We start from the raw sequence: 18,278 nt of genomic DNA on the forward strand, positions 1-18,278 counted from the left end.
AAAATCAATGTTTCCGGGAATGTATGGGCATTCAATATGACATACTTTTTCATTATTTTTATTTTAAAAAGAAAGGGAATTATCTGTATATTTATACAATTTTCTTCTATACTTACGTTTTTAAAAACATAAAAAAGCATCTAACTTCGATGCTTTTCAAATAAGTTAAACAATCCTTTTCCGAATCGAACTTGAAATCAAATCAATTATAATTACCATTAAAATGATACCTAATAAAATAATCCCAACACGAGACCAATTCCGTGAACTCAGCGCAAAAATTAAAGGTGTACCAATCCCTCCTGCTCCAATAACCCCTAAAATCGCAGCGGATCGTACATTAATTTCAAATCTGTATAACGTATACGATAGAAAATCCGGTAACACTTGTGGTAACACTGCATACCAAAGTATTTGAAAACGGTTTGCTCCTGTTGCTAGTAACGCTTCCGTCGGTCCATTATCTATGTTTTCAATTCCTTCTGAATATAGTTTCCCTAACATTCCAATAGAATGTAATCCTAAGGCCAATACTCCTGCAAAAGAGCCTGGACCAACAGCTTTTATAAATAAAAGAGCCATAACTAATTCAGGAAACGTACGAACAAAACTAAGTACAAATTTCCCAGATCCTGAAGTTAATTTTCCACTACTCATATTCGTTGCCGCCCAAAAGGCAAACGGAACAGATAAAAATGCAGAAATAAATGTACCTAATATTGCAATTGCCAACGTATCAATTAATCCATGTAATAAATCTTCACCATCTGGCAAAGATACATACGACCAGTCTGGATTCAATATCCCTGTCATAATTGCTTTCGTAATTTCACCTGCTGTGTCCTTTATCCCCTCTAATGGCACTCCTGAAAAGGCCCATGCATATACAACTGTAAGTGCTATTAAAATAATCCAGCGATATATACTCGGTTTCTTCGGTTTTGGCACAATCATCGTCGTTCTATTCATTATAGTTTCTCCCGCAACAATGTACTAATGTAGTCAATTAACAAAACAACAATAAGGGTATAAATAATTATAGAAGCAGTTTGTTTATATTGTAAAAATCCAAGTGTACGATCATAATATAATCCAATACCACCTGCTCCTACTAAACCTAGGACAGCCGCTGCACGTACATTCACCTCAAATGTATATAGTACATAGGAAACAAAGTGTGCTTTTACTTGTGGAATGACTCCATAAACAATCCATTGCACCTTATTAGCCCCTACAGCTGTCATCGCTTCTAGTGGGCCCGGGTCAATTGATTCAATTGATTCATACAACAATTTCGCCACGAGCCCAATTGAGAAAAAAGTAAGAGCTAAAATACCCGGAAGTGGTCCTATTCCAAAAATAGCTACGAAAATTGCCGCTAATAATAAATCTGGTATCGTTCGAATAAAATTTAAAATCAATCGAGCTGGACTGTATAAAAATGTACTAGTAAACACATTACTTGCCGCAAACAGTGCAAGTGGAATAGCTAAAATCGCTCCTAAAGTCGTCCCAATAATCGCCATACGTATTGTATCTAACATTGCTGTTGTAATAACTTGAAAATAACTCCAATCTGGCGGCACCATTTCTTTTAACAAATCCATCATATTAGGAAAACCAACTACTAGCTTTGAAAATGATGCGTCGACCTGTATACTACTTCCCCACAACAGTAAAATGACTAGAATAAACGTTAACATATGTTTTAACTTACTCGGCGGCTTCGGTATCGATTTCGAATATATCGTTACGTCACTCATTTAACTGCCACCTCTAACAATTCATTTTTCTGTGCTACATCTCCATAAATTTCAGCAAATTTTTCATCTGTCGCCTCTTCTACTGAACCATCAAAAACAATTTCTCCTGCATGTAATCCAATAATACGTGTCGCATATTGCCTAGCTAAATCAATAGAATGCAAATTCACAATTGTTGTAATTCCAAAATCTTCATTGATTTTTTTCAAATCATTTAATACTTGCTTTGTCGTAAGTGGATCTAACGATGCAACAGGCTCATCTGCCAATATGATTTTTGCTTCTTGTGCCAATGCTCTAGCTATTGATACACGTTGCTGTTGTCCTCCTGATAATTCATCAGCACGTGCATATGCTTTTTCTAAAATATTCACTCTTTTTAACGCTTGAAATGCGAGCTCCACATCTTCTTTCGGAAACAAACCTAACGTTGTACGTAATGTGGAATGATATCCAATACGACCAGCTAATACATTTTTTAATACTGTTGATCGCTTTACAAGATTAAAACTTTGGAAGATCATACCGATATCCCGGCGCATACGCCTTAATTCTTTTCCTTTCGCAGCAGTAATAGACTCACCTTCAATAATGATTTCTCCTTCGGTAATCTCATGAAGACGATTTACGGATCTGAGAAGTGTAGATTTTCCAGCTCCAGACAGCCCTACCATTACAACAAACTCACCTTTTTGAATTTTCAAGTTTATATTATTCAATCCTTTTGTACCATTTGGATACACTTTGGAGACATTTCGAAACTCTATCACACATCTTACCTACCTTCTATGTATTCAAAATGGCAAACTAACTGAAAACATCCCCTTTCAGCTAGCTGCCATTTTCATATGTATTATTGCGTTTTTACTTTCTTCCCATATTCACGAACGATATCAAATTTACTATCATCAGATTTAACATATCCTTCATGTGAATATACTTCTTTAATGATTTTGTGACCTTCCTCATTCTTTCCAATTTCAATGAAAGCATCTTGTAATTTCTTGCTCCACTCTGCATCTAAATCAGATCGTACAGAAATTGTATCGTTCGGAATTTTCTCAGTAAATTTCACTATTTTCGTTTGATCAAATATATTCGGATAATCTTTTTTTACAATATTACGAGCATCTTGGAATACAACAGCCGCATCTACGTCACCATTTAAAAGAGCAATAAGCGACTGATCGTGACCTTTTAATGTAACAGGTTTCACATCTTTTAACGGATCAATTTCCTCTTTTAATAGAACAGCTGCAGGCCATACATACCCTGCTGATGATGTTACATCTTGATAACCAATCTTTTTACCTTTTAAATCTTTTACACTATTTATATTAGAGTCTTTTTTAACAACAAACTCAGATTTATAATAATCTACTAAATCTTTTGTAGGAGCTCCCGTTTCATCATCTACTCCAAAACGTTGTGCTTGTAAAATTACATTTGCAGCCTTCTTTTCATGTGCTAATACGTACGCTGTTGGCGGTAAAAATCCTACATCTACTTGTTTAGATGCCATCGCTTCTACAATTGTATTGTAGTTCGTTGAAATACTAACTTTTACTGGAATATTTAACTTATCACTTAATAGCTTCTCAAGCGGTTTTGCCTTCGCCTCTAACGTATCCGCATTTTGAGAAGGAACAAATTGAACATTTAAAGTCTTCGGTACATACCCTTTTTTCGTATCTTCATTTTTACTTGCACTTGACTCTTTCGTCCCGCAGCCACTTAATAATCCCGCTGCTAGTACAACTGTTGTGCTCATTGCAAAAACTTTTTTCAACATGTTAATGCCTCCATTTTTCATTGTTATAAAATAACCTTTCATAAACATGAAGAAATATATCACATATTTTTACAAATAATTGATTATTTACAGAATCTTTACACATTCTATACACTCACATTAAAATTCTCTTCACATATTTGATATGATGAATTGGAAGATAACAATAGAAAAGGTGAGTCATATTGGAACAAAATCAAACTGTAACTTTAAACATCTTATTAACAAGCGATATACATGGCACTGTTTATCCTATTCACTACCAAGATAACTCCCCAGCAGAACTTGGTTTAGCTAAAATTTCTACTCTTATAAAAAAAGAACGTTCCAAAAATAGAAACGTTCTTTTAATTGATAATGGCGACTTTATTCAAGGCACACCATTTACTTATCATTATGTTACATACGAAAAAAACAAAAAAAACCCAATGTCCTTATTAGCGAATTACTTACAGTATGACGCTGCAATTATCGGCAATCATGAATTTAATTACGGGATGGATATATTAAATAATGCTGTGACTACTGCGAACTTCCCGTACCTATCAGCAAACATTTTAGATAAAAACAGTAAAAAACCTTATTTCGGGAAACCATATGTAATAAAACATATTGAATCAAATATAAAAATTGCTATTTTAGGGGTGACAACGCATTACATTCCCAATTGGGAACAACCCCATCACATTAAAGATTTACTATTTGAAGATGCATTAAAGACTACAAAAGAATGGGTTTCTTACATTCGCAAACATGAGAAACCAGATTTACTAGTCGTAGCGTATCACGGGGGAGTTGAACGAGATTTACAAACCGGGGTACCGACTGAAGTGTTAACAGGAGAAAACCAAGGATATGCAATGTGCCATGAAATTGAAGGTATAGATCTTTTACTAACAGGTCATCAACACCGAGAAATTTCTCACACAATGGCTAACGGTGTAACAATTTTACAGACTGGATGCAATGGACACTCAGTTGGAAAAGTAAAAATAACATTCGAAAAAACAAAACATAAATGGGTGAAAAAAGAGAGTTCTTCTGAATTATTATCTGTACAAGGAGTTGAGGCGGACCAAGATGTACTTTCATTGGTAGCCGATTACGAAGAGAAAACACAAAAGTGGCTTGATCAACCTATTGGAATCATTCAAGGGGGCATGCAAATTTCAGATGCTATGCAAACTCGTTTGCATGATCATCCTTTTATCGAATTCATAAATAAAATACAGATGGATATAGCTAATGTATCAATTTCTTGTACAAGTTTGTTCCATAATACATCTCCAGGTTTCCCGGAACATGTAACAATGCGTGACATCGTTTCTAATTATATTTATCCAAACACATTAAAAGTAATTAGAATAACTGGAGCAGATATAAAAAACGCTCTTGAACTCTCTGCTTCTTATTTCACATTAAAAACAGATGGATCCATCACCGTAAGTCCTACCTACATAGAACCAAAGCCACAACATTATAATTATGATATGTGGGAAGGGATTTCATACGTATTAAACATTTCAAAACCAATTGGTGAAAGAGTAGAATCTTTACAGCATGACAGTGCTCCTCTTAATATGAATGAAGAATATGACGTTGTAATGAATAATTATCGTGCAAGTGGCGGGGGAAATTTCTTTATGTTTCAAAACAAACCAGTAGTAAAAGATATACCCACAGATATGTCTGAACTTATCGCTAATTATATATTGGAACATAAAACGATAGAAGCAACAGTTAATAACAACTGGAAAGTTATTAAATAACGATTTTTACAAATAAAAAAGATGGGCTTCGCCCATCTTTTAATTTAATTTTGCATTATCTTGCTTTTTTAAAGCTTTTAATTTCGTCGGTGTAACATCTGTACCTTCTTCGTTAACAACTTTAATACCTTTAAGTTCGTTTAACATATTTTGACGAAATCCTTTTAAATATTGTTCACGTAGCGATTGACGCTCACGTTGCTCTTCTTCAGTTAAACCTTCAGCTTTTGCTTTTTTCGCTAAGAAGTTAATGCGTTCAACGAGTTCGTGATTAATCATCTCGAATCCCCCTTCTAATCAAAACTGATTATTATCATACAATAGTTACTCTTCTTTATCAAGCAATTGCTTCGTATACTCTACATATCTACGATGTACAGTTGCCTTTGAAACATTATGACCAAATCCACGTAATGTTGCTGCAATTTCTTCAAACGTGAGTTCACTTTTTCGCAAACGTACAATTTCCTCAATTGGCACTTCTTTTTTCTCTCTTCCTACACTTAAATGACGATTTTTTAAATTTTTTTCTGGACGATAACCTTTTTCTACTGCACGTTGCATACCTCGTTTAATTTTCATATTATGAATCTTTCTTTGATATTCTTCAACAATACCAATAATATCTAATACCATCGAATCAGAATCCGACAATTGTAATTCACCATTATGTGTATGCGTATATACTTTTATGCCTTCTTTATGTAAACAATGCATTAACGCGATCTTCGCATTTCCTCTACCAAGACGCGTTTCATCTTGTATAAGTAACACATCAATTTGTTCGTCTCGAATTGTATCCAACACCTCTAATATACCGTCACGTTCAATTGTATATCCACTAGCCTGCTCTTCAATCACCTTAGTAACATTCATTTGATAGCGCTCAGCTAAATGCAATAATTCATCTTTTTGACGTAATAATGATGTTTCTTGCGCTTCTTTCGTTGTACTCACACGTGCATAAATAATTGCATTCATTTTGAACCCCTCTTTCTCCCTATTATTTCCCTATAGTGTAACATAAATCCGCCATTTGTTCGAACTTATGTTTGTAGAATGTTTTTTCACATGTTATACTTATTAATAAGAAAAATGAAAGAAAACGAGGTGTTAGAAAACATGGAAAAGTTAACGAAACGCCAGCAAGACATTCTCGACTTTATTAAGCTAAAAGTACAAGAAAAAGGATATCCACCTTCCGTACGTGAAATTGGTCAAGCAGTCGGCCTCGCTTCTAGTTCTACAGTGCACGGACATTTATCACGATTAGAAGAAAAAGGATACATTCGACGCGATCCAACAAAACCACGTGCCATTGAAATTTTAGGTGAAGACCGAATGGATACGGAAACACAATCTGTTATTCAAGTTCCAATTGTCGGAAAAGTTACTGCTGGTTTACCAATTACAGCGGTCGAAAGCGTAGAGGAACATTTCCCACTTCCAGCTAGTATTGTTGCTGGAGCAGACCAAGTGTTCATGTTACGTATTTCTGGAGATAGTATGATTGAAGCTGGTATTTTCGATGGAGATTTAGTTGTTGTTCGCCAACAACAGTCTGCATATAATGGTGAAATTGTAGTCGCTTTAACAGAAGATAATGAAGCAACTGTTAAACGTTTCTATAAAGAAAAAGACCATTTCCGTTTACAACCAGAAAATTCTTCATTAGAACCTATCATTTTAAAACAAGTGTCAGTTATCGGGAAAGTAATTGGCGTATATCGTGATTTACATTAAAAAATAATAAAAAGAAGATAATTACCTTATTTATATACGGTAATTATCTTCTTTTTTGTATTTTGATAGATTTCCATGCATTCTATTTCTTATTAACGAGTTTTAATCGTCACATCTCCAGCAGCCGTTTTACCACTAATCTTTTTACTACCATTTCCAATTGTTACGTTTTTATTTTCTTCATTAAAAATTGTTACATCTCCGGCAGCACTTTGCCCAGTAATTACCGCATCTTGTGGTTTTTCCGATAAAGTAATATCTATATCTCCCGCAGTTGAACTTGCTTCTAGATTATACTTAGAATCATGATCTTGAATATTTATTTCCCCACTTGTTGTTTTTGCGGTCACTTTCCCTAATACCTTCTTAAAATTCACCTCACCAGCTTTTGTCGATCCCTCCACATTCTTAGCCGTTATTTGTTTCAACTCTACTTCTCCAGCAAGTGTTCTAACACTTACGCTATCACTTTTCACATCACTCATTTCGATTTGTCCAGCAGATGAATTTACTTTTACATCTTGGTAAGAGCGTTCGGGCACAAGGAGAGTCAATTTAGACGTTTGAAACCTAAAATCGTAAAAAGAAAAATCAAATGAAGCACCTTTTTCTCTTTCCCCAATAACTTTTAATGTGTCACCATCTTCTGCGATACGAATCTCTTGTTTACGCACATCTCCTGATTGCTTGATATAAAAAGAAGAGTCAGGAGATTTTTGGACAATAATATCCCCGGCATCTAACTTAACTTCTATATTTTTTAATGTTTCGTTTTTAATTACATTTTCTTTATCACCTTTTGTAGCAGTTTGTACTGCTTTTTCATATGTTTGGGAAATTCCTATTACTCCAATAATGATACAAGCAATAGCGATTAAAAATAGTTTTTTCATCATTTACTCTCCTTTTATCATTTTGAAGTTCCATATTACATATCGTACACACAATCTCTTAAACCACTTTGTACTATAAAAAGCGATAATACATAACAATAAACCTACTCCAACAAACGTTATACTAACGAAAAGATCCAACCATATAAAAGTACCCATAAATACTTTTCCAATAACGAAAAATGGTGTTACTACACTAGCAATACCACCGATCCAAAAAGAAAATATAAAAGCAATAATTGCGACTAACGGTCCTAACACAATAATAAAATTAAACAAACTAAGTCCAATCGCTGCCATAACAGCTCTTGTCACATTTGAAGTCGATGGATTTTTTTTCATTTCATCGAAGCGATACATCGCAAGTAATTCTTTCGCTATTACTTTCGGAGAACCAAGGCCTTGTATTATTTCTGATTCAGTTTTCCCCTCTTCTAGTCCAAACTGAAAGTGCTCTTCATAATCCAATAAAATATCTTGCCTCTCTTCCTCTGGTAACTTTCTAAGATAACTTGATAATTCTTTAAGAAACCCTTCTTTACTCATCCCATTCCACCCCTTCAATAATTTCTTGTACCCCTTTCGCAAAATCACACCATTCTGTTACTAACAAATGAAATTGCGTCTCCCCTTGCTCTGTTAATTGATAATATTTACGAGGTGGCCCTTCCGTAGATTCCTTTAAATACGTCTGAAAATACCCTTCTTTCGTCAAACGACGTAATAAAGGGTATACTGACCCTTCCGATATTAAAAATTTATTAGAAATTTGCTGAACAAGTTCATAACCGTAACTATCTTTACGTTTTACAAGTGCTAATACACAAAGTTCAAGCACACCTTTTTTAAACTGAACGTTCAAGTGCCATCCTCCTTCCCTATCTTAGTACTGTTCAATACACGGTACCTGATTTATCCATAATATACCACTTAGTATTGTTTATTGCAAGGTACTAAGCTATATTTATTCCCTAAATTTAGAAAATGAACTAACGAAATTCTGAATAAGACTGTGTTATAACTGAGCATCATTACGTTAATATCATTGAGTAATAATCTGATTCACAAGCCACAAACTTATAGCCTTGCAGATGAGGACATAAAAATCATCGCTCGCGTTGTACAAGGCAGTAAAGAATTATTAAGTTTTAGCACAAGTGATTAAAAAAGATAAGATCAATTCTTTTGAAAAGATTTTCTTAGTAACATGATTCAAAATAACCAAAAACAATCCATTATCTAGTAGTTAACATATCCAATAACTTCACTAAAAAAACCCTGATACCGTAGTATCAAGGCTTTTTCATTTCACAAATTATATAAAACTTACATTTATCTGATAATGTTTTTCTATGATATCACTACTTGTTATTAATTATTGGCTTTTATGTGGCTGTTTTTCATTTTGCAACCATATAAAATTGTAATAATAGGGAATTAAAAAACCCTTGATACGAGTTGTATCAAGGGTTCAAGCCTCTTAGTAAAGAGACATATATTGATCGCGTTCCCATTGGTGAACTTGTGTTCTAAAGATATCCCACTCAATCTCTTTCGCTTCGATGAAGTGCTCAAGTAAGTGTTCTCCTAGTGCACCGCATACTACTTCATTAGATTGTAATGTAACTAACGCTTGCGCTAATGTTGCTGGTAAGTCAATGATACCTGCTTCTTCGCGCTCTTCTTTTGTCATTACATAGATGTTACGGTCTACTGCAGCTGGTGGAGTTAATTTGTTTTTAATTCCATCAAGACCTGCAGCTAATAATGTAGCCATTACTAAATATGGGTTTGCAGCTGGGTCAACACTACGTACTTCTACGCGTGTACTAATACCACGAGATGCAGGGATACGTACTAACGGGCTACGGTTTTGTGCAGACCATGCTACGTAACAAGGCGCTTCATATCCAGGTACTAGACGTTTATATGAGTTTACAGTTGGATTTGCTATCGCTGTAAATGCTGGTGCATGTTTTAAAATACCTGCGATGAAGTGACGAGCATCATCACTTAGTTGTAAGTCACCGTTTGCATCAAAGAATACGTTCTCACCATTTTTAAATAATGATAAGTTACAGTGCATACCTGAACCGTTCACACCGTATAGTGGTTTCGGCATAAATGTTGCGTGTAAACCATGTTTACGAGCAATTGTTTTTACAACAAGTTTGAATGTTTGAATGTCATCACATGAGCGAATTGCATTTGCATATTTAAAGTCAATTTCATGCTGCCCTGGAGCAACCTCATGGTGAGATGCTTCAATTTCAAATCCCATTTCTTCAAGTTCAAGAACGATATCACGACGACAGTTTTCCCCTAGATCCATCGGCGCAAGGTCGAAGTATCCACCGTTATCGTTTAATTCTAATGTTGGATTTCCTTTTTCATCAACCTTAAATAGGAAGAATTCTGGCTCTGGTCCAAGATTGAAGTCTGAAAATCCTAAAGCTTCCATTTCTTTTAACACACGTTTTAAGTTGTTACGTGGGTCTCCATCAAATGGAGTGCCATCTGCATTGTAAATATCACAGATTAGTCGAGCTACTTTACCTTTTTCAGCTGTCCAAGGGAAAATTACCCAAGTGTCTAAATCAGGATATAAATACATATCAGATTCTTCAATACGTACGAAACCTTCAATCGAAGATCCATCAAACATCATTTTGTTATCAAGAGCTTTCGTTAATTGTCTCACTGGAATCTCTACGTTTTTAATTACCCCTAAAAGGTCCGTAAATTGTAAACGGATATACTTTACATTCTCTTCTTTCGCCAAACGGAAAATATCTTCTTTTGTGTATCTAGACATTATAAATTCCTCCTTAGTCCCTCTAATCGCCTTCAGAATCAGTTATCTTTAGTGAAAAAATCTTGAAATGTCACCTTGTCGCAATGAAGTTCGATTGAATCTACCTGTATGTTGTAGTTCATCTCGAAGTATTTTGCGAAGCTCAGTTTTTGAAATTTCTTTCGTTTCTTCTTTTACTTTCACTGCTTCTGTTTGATTTTCTTTCATTAGTAACACTTGCTTAATACCAGCCATATTCAAGCCTTGATCTAACAAATCTTTAATCTCTAACAACTTATCTACATCGTTAAATGAAAATAATCTACGATTCCCCTTTGTACGGGTTGGAGAAACAAGATTATGCTCTTCATAGTAGCGAATTTGACGTGCAGACAATTGTGTTAAATCCATAACAATACCAATTGGAAACAGCGGGGCAGAACGTCTATCTTCTTTCATTTTTCAGTTCCTCCTTCGCCTTAACTGCTTCTCATTTTATAACATGTTATGTTTAGTGTCAATAGATGTTAGCTTTTCTTACATGATTTTTTATAAATTTTTTCATTCTTTTTTCTAATCGCAGAAATCGTTACTTTTATACGAAAAAAGCTGCCGATATCGACAGCTCCCCTTTAAGAAATTGTTAATAAATTCTTTTCAATCAATTCATCAATCGCAGAACAAATCGCAATTTTAACATGCGAATACGTTAATCCACCTTGCACATATGCAACATACGGTGGTCTAATCGGACCATCAGCAGACAATTCAATACTTGCACCTTGAATAAATGTTCCCGCCGCCATAATTACATCATCTTCATAACCTGGCATATAGTTTGCATACGGAGTAAAATGCGAATTAATTGGAGATGCATATTGAATCGCTTGGCAGAAGGCAACCATACGGTCTTTATCATCAAATTGAACAGATTGAATTAAGTCTGTTCTTGGTGCATTCCACGCTGGTGACGTGTTCATTCCTAACTTTTCTAAAAACGCAGCTGTAAAAATCGCACCTTTCAGCGCTTGTCCTGCAACATGTGGCGCTAAGAAGAACCCTTGATACATTTCTTGCAGACTGTATAAAGACGCTCCAGCTTCCGCACCAATTCCCGGAGATGTTAAACGATATGCACACGCTTCAACATACTGTTCTTTACCGACAATGTAACCACCAGTTTTTACAATTCCCCCGCCTGGGTTTTTAATAAGCGAACCCGCCATTAAATCTGCACCAACATGACACGGCTCTTGCTCTTCAATAAACTCCCCATAACAATTATCTACAAACACAACAACATCAGGTTTAATTTCTTTAACAAACGCGATCATCTCTTTAATTTGAGAAATAGTAAACGATGGACGAGTAGCATAACCTTTCGAGCGCTGAATACCGATCATTTTCGTATTACTATGAATCGCTGCTGCAACAGCTTCAAAATCAACAAGCCCACCTTCAGTTAGCGGAACTGCATTGTAACCAATATTATATTCTTTAAATGAACCTACACCTTTCCCACGCACACCAACGATTTCCTCTAACGTATCATACGGTTTCCCAGTAATGTACAATAACTCATCTCCTGGACGTAAAATACCGAATAACGCTGTAGAAATAGCGTGAGTACCTGAAATAATTTGCGGACGAACAAGTCCAGCTTCCGCCCCAAATACATCAGCATACACTTTTTCTAACGTATCACGGCCAATATCATCATAACCATAACCTGTCGTCGGGATAAAATGCGAGTCACTAATTTTATGTTTACGAAAACTTTCTAATACACGAAACTGATTACTTTCAATTACTTCATCCGCACGTTTATGTACTTCTGTAATCTGATTCTCTACTTCTTTTACGATTGGAGCAATTTTTTCTCCATTTTTCAAACGATCAAACATTTTTATTTTCTCCTTCTTCCACTAAAAATCTCTTTAATTGCACATTAAGCGATGAATGAGTAAAAATATACCCTGCACAATCATATACAAATTTATCTTCCAGAAACTCCATCTTTGCTAATAGCGTTTCCGTCTTTAAAAGCGTTAATAACTTACCTTCACTCGGAGGGATTTCTACTCGATAACGATCCATTTCTTTCTTCATTTTCATTTCTATCGCTTCTTTTATACGCAATAAATCACTTTCTTCAAAAGCACTAGTCATTAAGAAATCACTTTTCGGAAACGGAATAAAGTTTTGATGTAATTCATCTTTTTTATTATATAACGTAATAATAGGAATATGATTAATTTCAAGTTCTGATAATAATCGTTTTACTGTTTTTTCATGCCCTATGTAGTTAGGATCCGCAGAATCAACTACATGTAAAATAACATCTGCTTCCCCCGCTTCTTCCAGTGTTGAACGAAAAGCAGCAATTAATGAAGTGGGTAAATCTTGTATAAAACCAACAGTATCAGTTAGTAATACTGTATAACCAGAAGGTAACGGCATCTTCCTCGTCGTTGGGTCTAGTGTTGCAAACAGAAGGTTTTCTTCAAACGTATTAGCTTCCGTTAATCTATTAAACAGTGTCGATTTCCCTGCATTTGTATAGCCTATTAATGAAATTTGAAATACTTTATTGTCTTTTCTTCTCTCACGATATCTTTTTCGGTGTTCCACAACAACTGCAAGTTGTTTCTTTATTTCATCAATACGCGATCGAATATGACGACGATCCGTCTCAAGTTTCGTCTCACCCGGTCCTCTCGTTCCAATACCACCACCAAGACGTGATAAGGACAACCCTTGCCCCATAAGACGTGGCATTGTATATTGCAACTGAGCTAATTCCACTTGAAGCTTACCTTCCCTCGACTTCGCACGTTGCGCAAAAATATCTAGTATTAGTTGCGTTCGATCAATTACTCTCGCATCTAATACTGAGGATAAATTCCGAATTTGACTCGGCGTTAATTCATTATTAAATATAATAACATCCGGCTCTAATTCTTCAGTTAGCATTGTAAGCTCTTCTAATTTCCCTTTACCTATGTAAGTTGCCGGATGAAACTTTGGTCGTTTTTGCGTTGTTGAAGCTAACACTTCCGCTCTCGCAGTCTTAGCTAGTGATGCAAGCTCTTTCATGGAATGCATAAATTTTTCATCATCATCTTGCGGCAATTGACAGCCTACTAATATGACTTTTTCTTTTTCTTCCATCAAATATGTTCACTCATCCTTTTCGAAATTTAAACCTTCTAATATAATAGCAGAGGAAGCACATTTCATCTAGTTAGCGGGGGAGAAAATTCATGGCATGGGAGATTTTTAGCATCATAGGCACAATCGCTTTCGCACTAAGCGGAGCCATTGTTGCAATGGAAGAGGATTATGATATTTTCGGGGTGTATATTTTAGGAATGGCAACCGCATTTGGGGGAGGTGCCCTTCGTAATTTATTAATCGGTTATCCGATTGTCGCGTTTTGGCAACAAGACATGTTATTCCAAATCGCACTTTTATCAATGACTATTATTTTTCTTTTTCCAAATAAGTTAATTAGTCATTGGAAAAAGTGGGAAAATATCACTGACGCTATCGGCTTATCAGCATTTGCTGTACAAGGAGCATTATATGCTCAAAAATTAAATTTACCAATTAGTGCCACAATCGTGGCAGCTGTTTTAACTGGTATCGGCGGCGGTATCATTCGCGACCTTTTAGCCCGCAGAAAACCTCTCGTTCTTCGAGCTGAAGTATATGCCTTTTGGACAATTTTAGCAGGTTTCTTAATTGGCGCTCAAATTATTGTTAGCGATTGGGCCCTTTACATTTTATTCATTTTAATTGTTTGCTTCCGCATGGTTTCTATTCATTACAAATGGCATTTACCGCACAGACGTATCGAAACGAAAGAACGTTCAATGCATAAATAGCAATCTAACCTCTTTACATATCGTAAAGAGGTTTTTCTTTTCTAACGATTTTTTCTTTATATAATGTTTATACTAATTTTTAAAGTGAGGTGAATACAAATGACAAACCACGTTAATAAAGGAGCTCAAAAAAGTTCAGTAAACCAATTTGGACACGACCCTAATTCAGCACACGAAAAGAGCGCTAAAATGGAACGCTTCCATAAAGCGCACCAAGAAAAAGCAAAAAAAGAGTAAACGAACTTATACACAAAAATAGACGCACAGTTTATGTACTGTGCGTCTCCTCTTCGAGCATCAAATCCATACTCGATATTCCAATTAAATCATTTTTATCATACGTATCTTCTTGCAACAACCGCATCGCCTGTGTACGAATTGATTTTTCAACAATATTCCGTACATATCGCCCATTACTAAACGATGTAATTTGCGACGAATACTTCACCGCATGTAAATGATCCCTAAATTTCCATTCAGCTTCTTTTGATAACTGATATTCACGATCTTCATACATTCTCTTTCCAATTTCCAATAGCTGATTTACCGAGTAATCCGCAAATTCAATAATAAATGGAAAACGAGATTGCAGCCCTGGATTTAATGAAAGAAAGTGATTCATCTCTCTTGAATATCCAGCTAAAATCAATACAAAACCATGTTGTTTATCTTCCATATGTTTTACAAGCGTATCAATTGCTTCTTTTCCAAAGTCCTTCTCTCCTCCTCGAGCTAAAGAATACGCCTCATCAATAAACAAAATACCTCCCATTGCTTTTTTTATTAAGTCTCTTGTTTTTTGAGCTGTATGGCCGATGTACTCTCCTACAAGATCAGCACGTTCAGCTTCAACCAAGTGGCCTTTCGATAGAATATTCATCTCAAACAGCAATTTTCCTATCATTCTAGCAACAGTTGTCTTCCCTGTACCCGGATTCCCTTTAAACAGCATATGAAGCACTTGCTTCTCAGACTTCAATCCCTTCTCTTGTCTTTTTTTATTCACATAAATCCAAGCATATATTTCTTTTATTATCTTTTTTATATCATCCATCCCAACAAGCTTCCCCATCTCTTCTTCAATTCTCTGCAGCATTTCATGTTTAATGGTAGTTTCATTTGAAATTACCGTTTTATTTTCTGCGGCTGGCAAAGAAATTTTCTTTCGATGGTTTAACACAATATTAATTTGATTGTTGTTTTTCTTTCGCATCGATTGTTCCATACAATCACCTCATTTTATCCCGCTATTTGCGAGCAGTAAGACTCCCACCTCGACATTCAGCAAACGCTTGGTATTTAAGCGGGAGATAACCACCCGTAAATGCCCGATTGGTTCAACTAATAATCGCAGAGGATGAACAAAATCCCCACTGATTATAGTTTCACTTTATCCACTCACCAAATATTATTATTCCTGTCCCCCTTGTAAATGCCTATTTTCAGAAAAGTTTGCTATAATATAAGAAATAATTAAGGTGGTGGGACTATGGAGACAACGGAATTCCATGATACAATACAAGCCTTTTCTATTTTTTTATTGAATAAAGGCCGAAAACCCTCAACTATTAAACGTTATGTTTATGACGTTGAAGACTTCGGACATTGGTTAGAAAAAAACAAAAAGCTCCCTTCCAGTAATATATGGGCTACACTTTGTACAAAAGACTACGAAGATTACTTTTCCGATTTAAAAACGAATCGACATTACTCAGAAAAAACGATGCATCGTGTATTTACTGTATTAAATAGAATGCATCACTTTCTAAACATTCCCAATCCATTGAAGAATATGGAAATATCTATTCAACCAGACCGTACACTTCGTAACGAAGATTTCATTTCACCTGATGAAGAAAAAAGATTAAAGTATATAGTCACTTCATTAGAAGGACTTTCAGAAAAACAACTTCCTGTGCGCCCTTTATTAATGGATCGCAATATTGCTATTTTAAATCTATTGATAGACTACGGTTTATCCTTACAGGAACTTACAGCATTAACAATGCATCACGTTCACTTTGAAACTAATACATTATCAATCCCAGCAACCGCAGGTGTAGAAAGAACAATTACATTAGTAAAAGAAGACAAAAAACAACTATATACTTATTACAAAAGCATCCCAGAACCAGTTCGTCCTAAATACCATAGTGATGATCCATTATTTGTCGCATTCGATTTTAACCGTGGAACATACAGGTGGGTATATGAAAATGATGCACCAAAGGCATTAACGGAAATTGCTATACAAAAAATGATTCGCCTCGAAGTGGCTAGAGCCAATTTACGTAAAGGAATTTCAGGACAACATTTTCGTAACACCTATATTTTAAACTTAATAAAAAAAGAAACTCCTGAATCAGAAATTATAAAACTCGCTGGATTCAAATCAAAAATTTCCTTAAAGCGATATTATCAATACGCAGAAAATAGAAAAAACGCCTTATTGTAAGGCGTTTTTTCTATTTTTTCTTTAAACAAACGATTTTACTATGACCATTTAACTAATTTCTGCATCTACTATGATGAGTTTCGTTCACATTTTCGTGAGAAAGGAGAGATTTAATGTCTCGTTATAACGACAATCAAAACAAATTCTCCAAACCATGCTTTCCAAGTAGCGCCGGACGAATCCCGAATACTCCATCAATCCCAATTACTAAAGCTCAACTTAGAACATTTCGTGCGATTATTATTGATTTAACAAAAATAATCCCAAAACTTTTCGCAAATCCATCTCCCCAAAATATTGAAGACCTAATCGATACATTGAACCTACTGAGTAAATTTATTTGTTCACTAGACGCTACTTCCTCCCTGAAAGCACAAGGGTTAGCTATTATTAAAAACTTAATAACTATATTAAGAAATCCAACCTTTGTAGCAAGCGCTGTATTTATTGAGCTTCAAAATCTCATTAACTATTTACTATACATTACAAAATTATTCCGAATTGACCCTTGCACACTTCAAGAGCTCCTTAAATTAATAGCAGCATTACAAACTGCTCTAGTTAATTCTGCTTCGTTCATTCAAGGACCTACCGGACCTACTGGACCAGCAGGCGCTACTGGTGCCACTGGGCCTCGAGGTAACACGGGCGCTACCGGCGCTACTGGGCCTCGAGGTAACACGGGCGCTACCGGCGCTACTGGGCCTCGAGGTAACACGGGCGCTACTGGCGCTACCGGTGCCACTGGACCTCAAGGTAACACGGGCGCTACTGGCGCTACTGGACCTCAAGGTAACACGGGCGCTACTGGTGCCACTGGACCTCAAGGTAACACGGGCGCTACTGGCGCTACCGGTGCCACTGGACCTCAAGGTAACACGGGCGCTACTGGCGCTACCGGTGCCACTGGGCCTCAAGGTAACACGGGCGCTACTGGCGCTACCGGTGCCACTGGGCCTCAAGGTAACACGGGTGCTACTGGTATAGGAGTTACCGGACCTACTGGACCTTCTGGCGGGCCTCCTGGACCTACTGGACCTACTGGACCTCAGGGACCTCAAGGTAACACAGGTGCTACTGGACCTCAAGGTGTTCAAGGTAACACAGGTGCTACTGGTGCTACTGGTGCCACTGGACCTCAAGGTATTCAAGGTAACACAGGTGCTACTGGCGCTACTGGAC

20 protein-coding genes are annotated in these 18,278 nt (G+C 36.1%); 6 read left to right on the plus strand and 14 right to left on the minus strand.

The window, feature by feature from the left end; genetic code table 11:
- Window positions 1–165: 165 nt before the first annotated feature.
- The 4 genes from phnE (GBN78_RS17305) to GBN78_RS17320 all read right to left on the minus strand — a co-directional run bounded on the left by phnE (GBN78_RS17305) (window position 166) and on the right by GBN78_RS17320 (window position 3,555).
- The gene (phnE, locus tag GBN78_RS17305) at window positions 166–969 is read right to left on the minus strand and encodes a phosphonate ABC transporter, permease protein PhnE (RefSeq protein ID WP_001082386.1); all 804 of its coding nucleotides are present in this window, start codon (window positions 967–969) and stop codon (window positions 166–168) included.
- A complete protein-coding gene (gene phnE / locus GBN78_RS17310; protein ID WP_047386637.1) occupies window positions 969–1,763 on the minus strand; it encodes a phosphonate ABC transporter, permease protein PhnE in 795 nt (264 codons plus the stop codon). Before phnE (GBN78_RS17310) ends, phnE (GBN78_RS17305) begins: the two co-directional genes overlap by 1 nt.
- Window positions 1,760–2,533 (minus strand): phosphonate ABC transporter ATP-binding protein, encoded by a 774-nt coding sequence (gene phnC, locus GBN78_RS17315; RefSeq protein ID WP_000569246.1) that lies wholly within the window; start codon window positions 2,531–2,533, stop codon window positions 1,760–1,762. Before phnC ends, phnE (GBN78_RS17310) begins: the two co-directional genes overlap by 4 nt.
- 83 nt (window positions 2,534–2,616) lie before the next feature.
- Window positions 2,617–3,555 (minus strand): phosphate/phosphite/phosphonate ABC transporter substrate-binding protein, encoded by a 939-nt coding sequence (locus GBN78_RS17320; protein WP_000915057.1) that lies wholly within the window; start codon window positions 3,553–3,555, stop codon window positions 2,617–2,619.
- Between the two features lie 185 nt (window positions 3,556–3,740).
- On the opposite strand from GBN78_RS17320, the gene GBN78_RS17325 reads away from it, so the two are divergent.
- On the plus strand, window positions 3,741–5,324 hold the full coding sequence (locus GBN78_RS17325) for a bifunctional metallophosphatase/5'-nucleotidase (RefSeq protein ID WP_000437440.1): 1,584 nt from the start codon (window positions 3,741–3,743) through the stop codon (window positions 5,322–5,324).
- Window positions 5,325–5,363: 39 nt separating this feature from the next.
- On the opposite strand, the gene GBN78_RS17330 is transcribed toward GBN78_RS17325, so the two are convergent.
- Entirely contained in the window at window positions 5,364–5,603 is a 240-nt protein-coding gene (locus tag GBN78_RS17330) for a DUF896 domain-containing protein (RefSeq protein WP_000607015.1), read from the minus strand.
- A gap of 45 nt (window positions 5,604–5,648) precedes the next feature.
- Window positions 5,649–6,305: a YneB family resolvase-like protein gene (locus tag GBN78_RS17335; RefSeq protein ID WP_000991472.1), complete on the minus strand. Its 657-nt coding sequence runs from the start codon at window positions 6,303–6,305 to the stop codon at window positions 5,649–5,651.
- Between the two features lie 141 nt (window positions 6,306–6,446).
- On the opposite strand from GBN78_RS17335, the gene lexA reads away from it, so the two are divergent.
- Window positions 6,447–7,067 carry a transcriptional repressor LexA gene (gene lexA, locus GBN78_RS17340; protein ID WP_000413738.1) on the plus strand — a complete coding sequence of 207 codons (621 nt, stop codon included), beginning with the start codon at window positions 6,447–6,449 and terminating at the stop codon, window positions 7,065–7,067.
- A 92-nt stretch (window positions 7,068–7,159) separates the two neighbouring features.
- On the opposite strand, the gene GBN78_RS17345 is transcribed toward lexA, so the two are convergent.
- The 7 genes from GBN78_RS17345 to hflX all read right to left on the minus strand — a co-directional run bounded on the left by GBN78_RS17345 (window position 7,160) and on the right by hflX (window position 13,925).
- Complete coding sequence (locus GBN78_RS17345) at window positions 7,160–7,963, minus strand: DUF4097 family beta strand repeat-containing protein (RefSeq protein WP_000976241.1); 804 nt, start codon at window positions 7,961–7,963, stop codon at window positions 7,160–7,162.
- Complete coding sequence (locus GBN78_RS17350; RefSeq protein WP_000031383.1) at window positions 7,964–8,506, minus strand: DUF1700 domain-containing protein; 543 nt, start codon at window positions 8,504–8,506, stop codon at window positions 7,964–7,966.
- Window positions 8,499–8,822 (minus strand): PadR family transcriptional regulator, encoded by a 324-nt coding sequence (locus tag GBN78_RS17355; RefSeq protein WP_001102627.1) that lies wholly within the window; start codon window positions 8,820–8,822, stop codon window positions 8,499–8,501. The genes GBN78_RS17350 and GBN78_RS17355 overlap by 8 nt, the downstream gene beginning before the upstream one ends.
- A 618-nt stretch (window positions 8,823–9,440) precedes the next feature.
- Window positions 9,441–10,775: a type I glutamate--ammonia ligase gene (gene glnA / locus GBN78_RS17360; protein ID WP_152127561.1), complete on the minus strand. Its 1,335-nt coding sequence runs from the start codon at window positions 10,773–10,775 to the stop codon at window positions 9,441–9,443.
- 48 nt (window positions 10,776–10,823) lie between these two features.
- On the minus strand, window positions 10,824–11,213 hold the full coding sequence (glnR, locus tag GBN78_RS17365) for a transcriptional repressor GlnR (RefSeq protein WP_000656783.1): 390 nt from the start codon (window positions 11,211–11,213) through the stop codon (window positions 10,824–10,826).
- A 173-nt stretch (window positions 11,214–11,386) separates the two neighbouring features.
- Complete coding sequence (locus GBN78_RS17370) at window positions 11,387–12,658, minus strand: methionine gamma-lyase family protein (protein ID WP_000460282.1); 1,272 nt, start codon at window positions 12,656–12,658, stop codon at window positions 11,387–11,389.
- A complete protein-coding gene (gene hflX / locus GBN78_RS17375) occupies window positions 12,651–13,925 on the minus strand; it encodes a GTPase HflX (RefSeq protein ID WP_000391411.1) in 1,275 nt (424 codons plus the stop codon). The genes GBN78_RS17370 and hflX overlap by 8 nt, the downstream gene beginning before the upstream one ends.
- A gap of 92 nt (window positions 13,926–14,017) precedes the next feature.
- On the opposite strand from hflX, the gene GBN78_RS17380 reads away from it, so the two are divergent.
- Window positions 14,018–14,641, plus strand: a complete 624-nt coding sequence (locus GBN78_RS17380; RefSeq protein ID WP_000312274.1) for a trimeric intracellular cation channel family protein — start codon at window positions 14,018–14,020, stop codon at window positions 14,639–14,641.
- Between the two features lie 99 nt (window positions 14,642–14,740).
- Window positions 14,741–14,878, plus strand: a complete 138-nt coding sequence (locus GBN78_RS30235) for a hypothetical protein (protein WP_000181505.1) — start codon at window positions 14,741–14,743, stop codon at window positions 14,876–14,878.
- A 31-nt stretch (window positions 14,879–14,909) separates the two neighbouring features.
- Here GBN78_RS30235 and spoVK read toward each other — a convergent pair whose 3' ends face one another.
- Window positions 14,910–15,866, minus strand: a complete 957-nt coding sequence (gene spoVK, locus GBN78_RS17385) for a stage V sporulation protein K (protein ID WP_000438177.1) — start codon at window positions 15,864–15,866, stop codon at window positions 14,910–14,912.
- A 264-nt stretch (window positions 15,867–16,130) separates the two neighbouring features.
- On the opposite strand from spoVK, the gene GBN78_RS17390 reads away from it, so the two are divergent.
- On the plus strand, window positions 16,131–17,096 hold the full coding sequence (locus GBN78_RS17390) for a tyrosine-type recombinase/integrase (protein WP_152127562.1): 966 nt from the start codon (window positions 16,131–16,133) through the stop codon (window positions 17,094–17,096).
- A 113-nt stretch (window positions 17,097–17,209) separates the two neighbouring features.
- On the plus strand, window positions 17,210–18,278 hold a 1,069-nt coding region (locus GBN78_RS17395; protein ID WP_152127563.1), incomplete at its 3' end, for a collagen-like repeat preface domain-containing protein.

The sequence above is a fragment of the Bacillus sp. B2-WWTP-C-10-Post-4 genome (assembly GCF_009183805.1).
Lineage (GTDB): Bacteria > Bacillota > Bacilli > Bacillales > Bacillaceae_G > Bacillus_A > Bacillus_A cereus.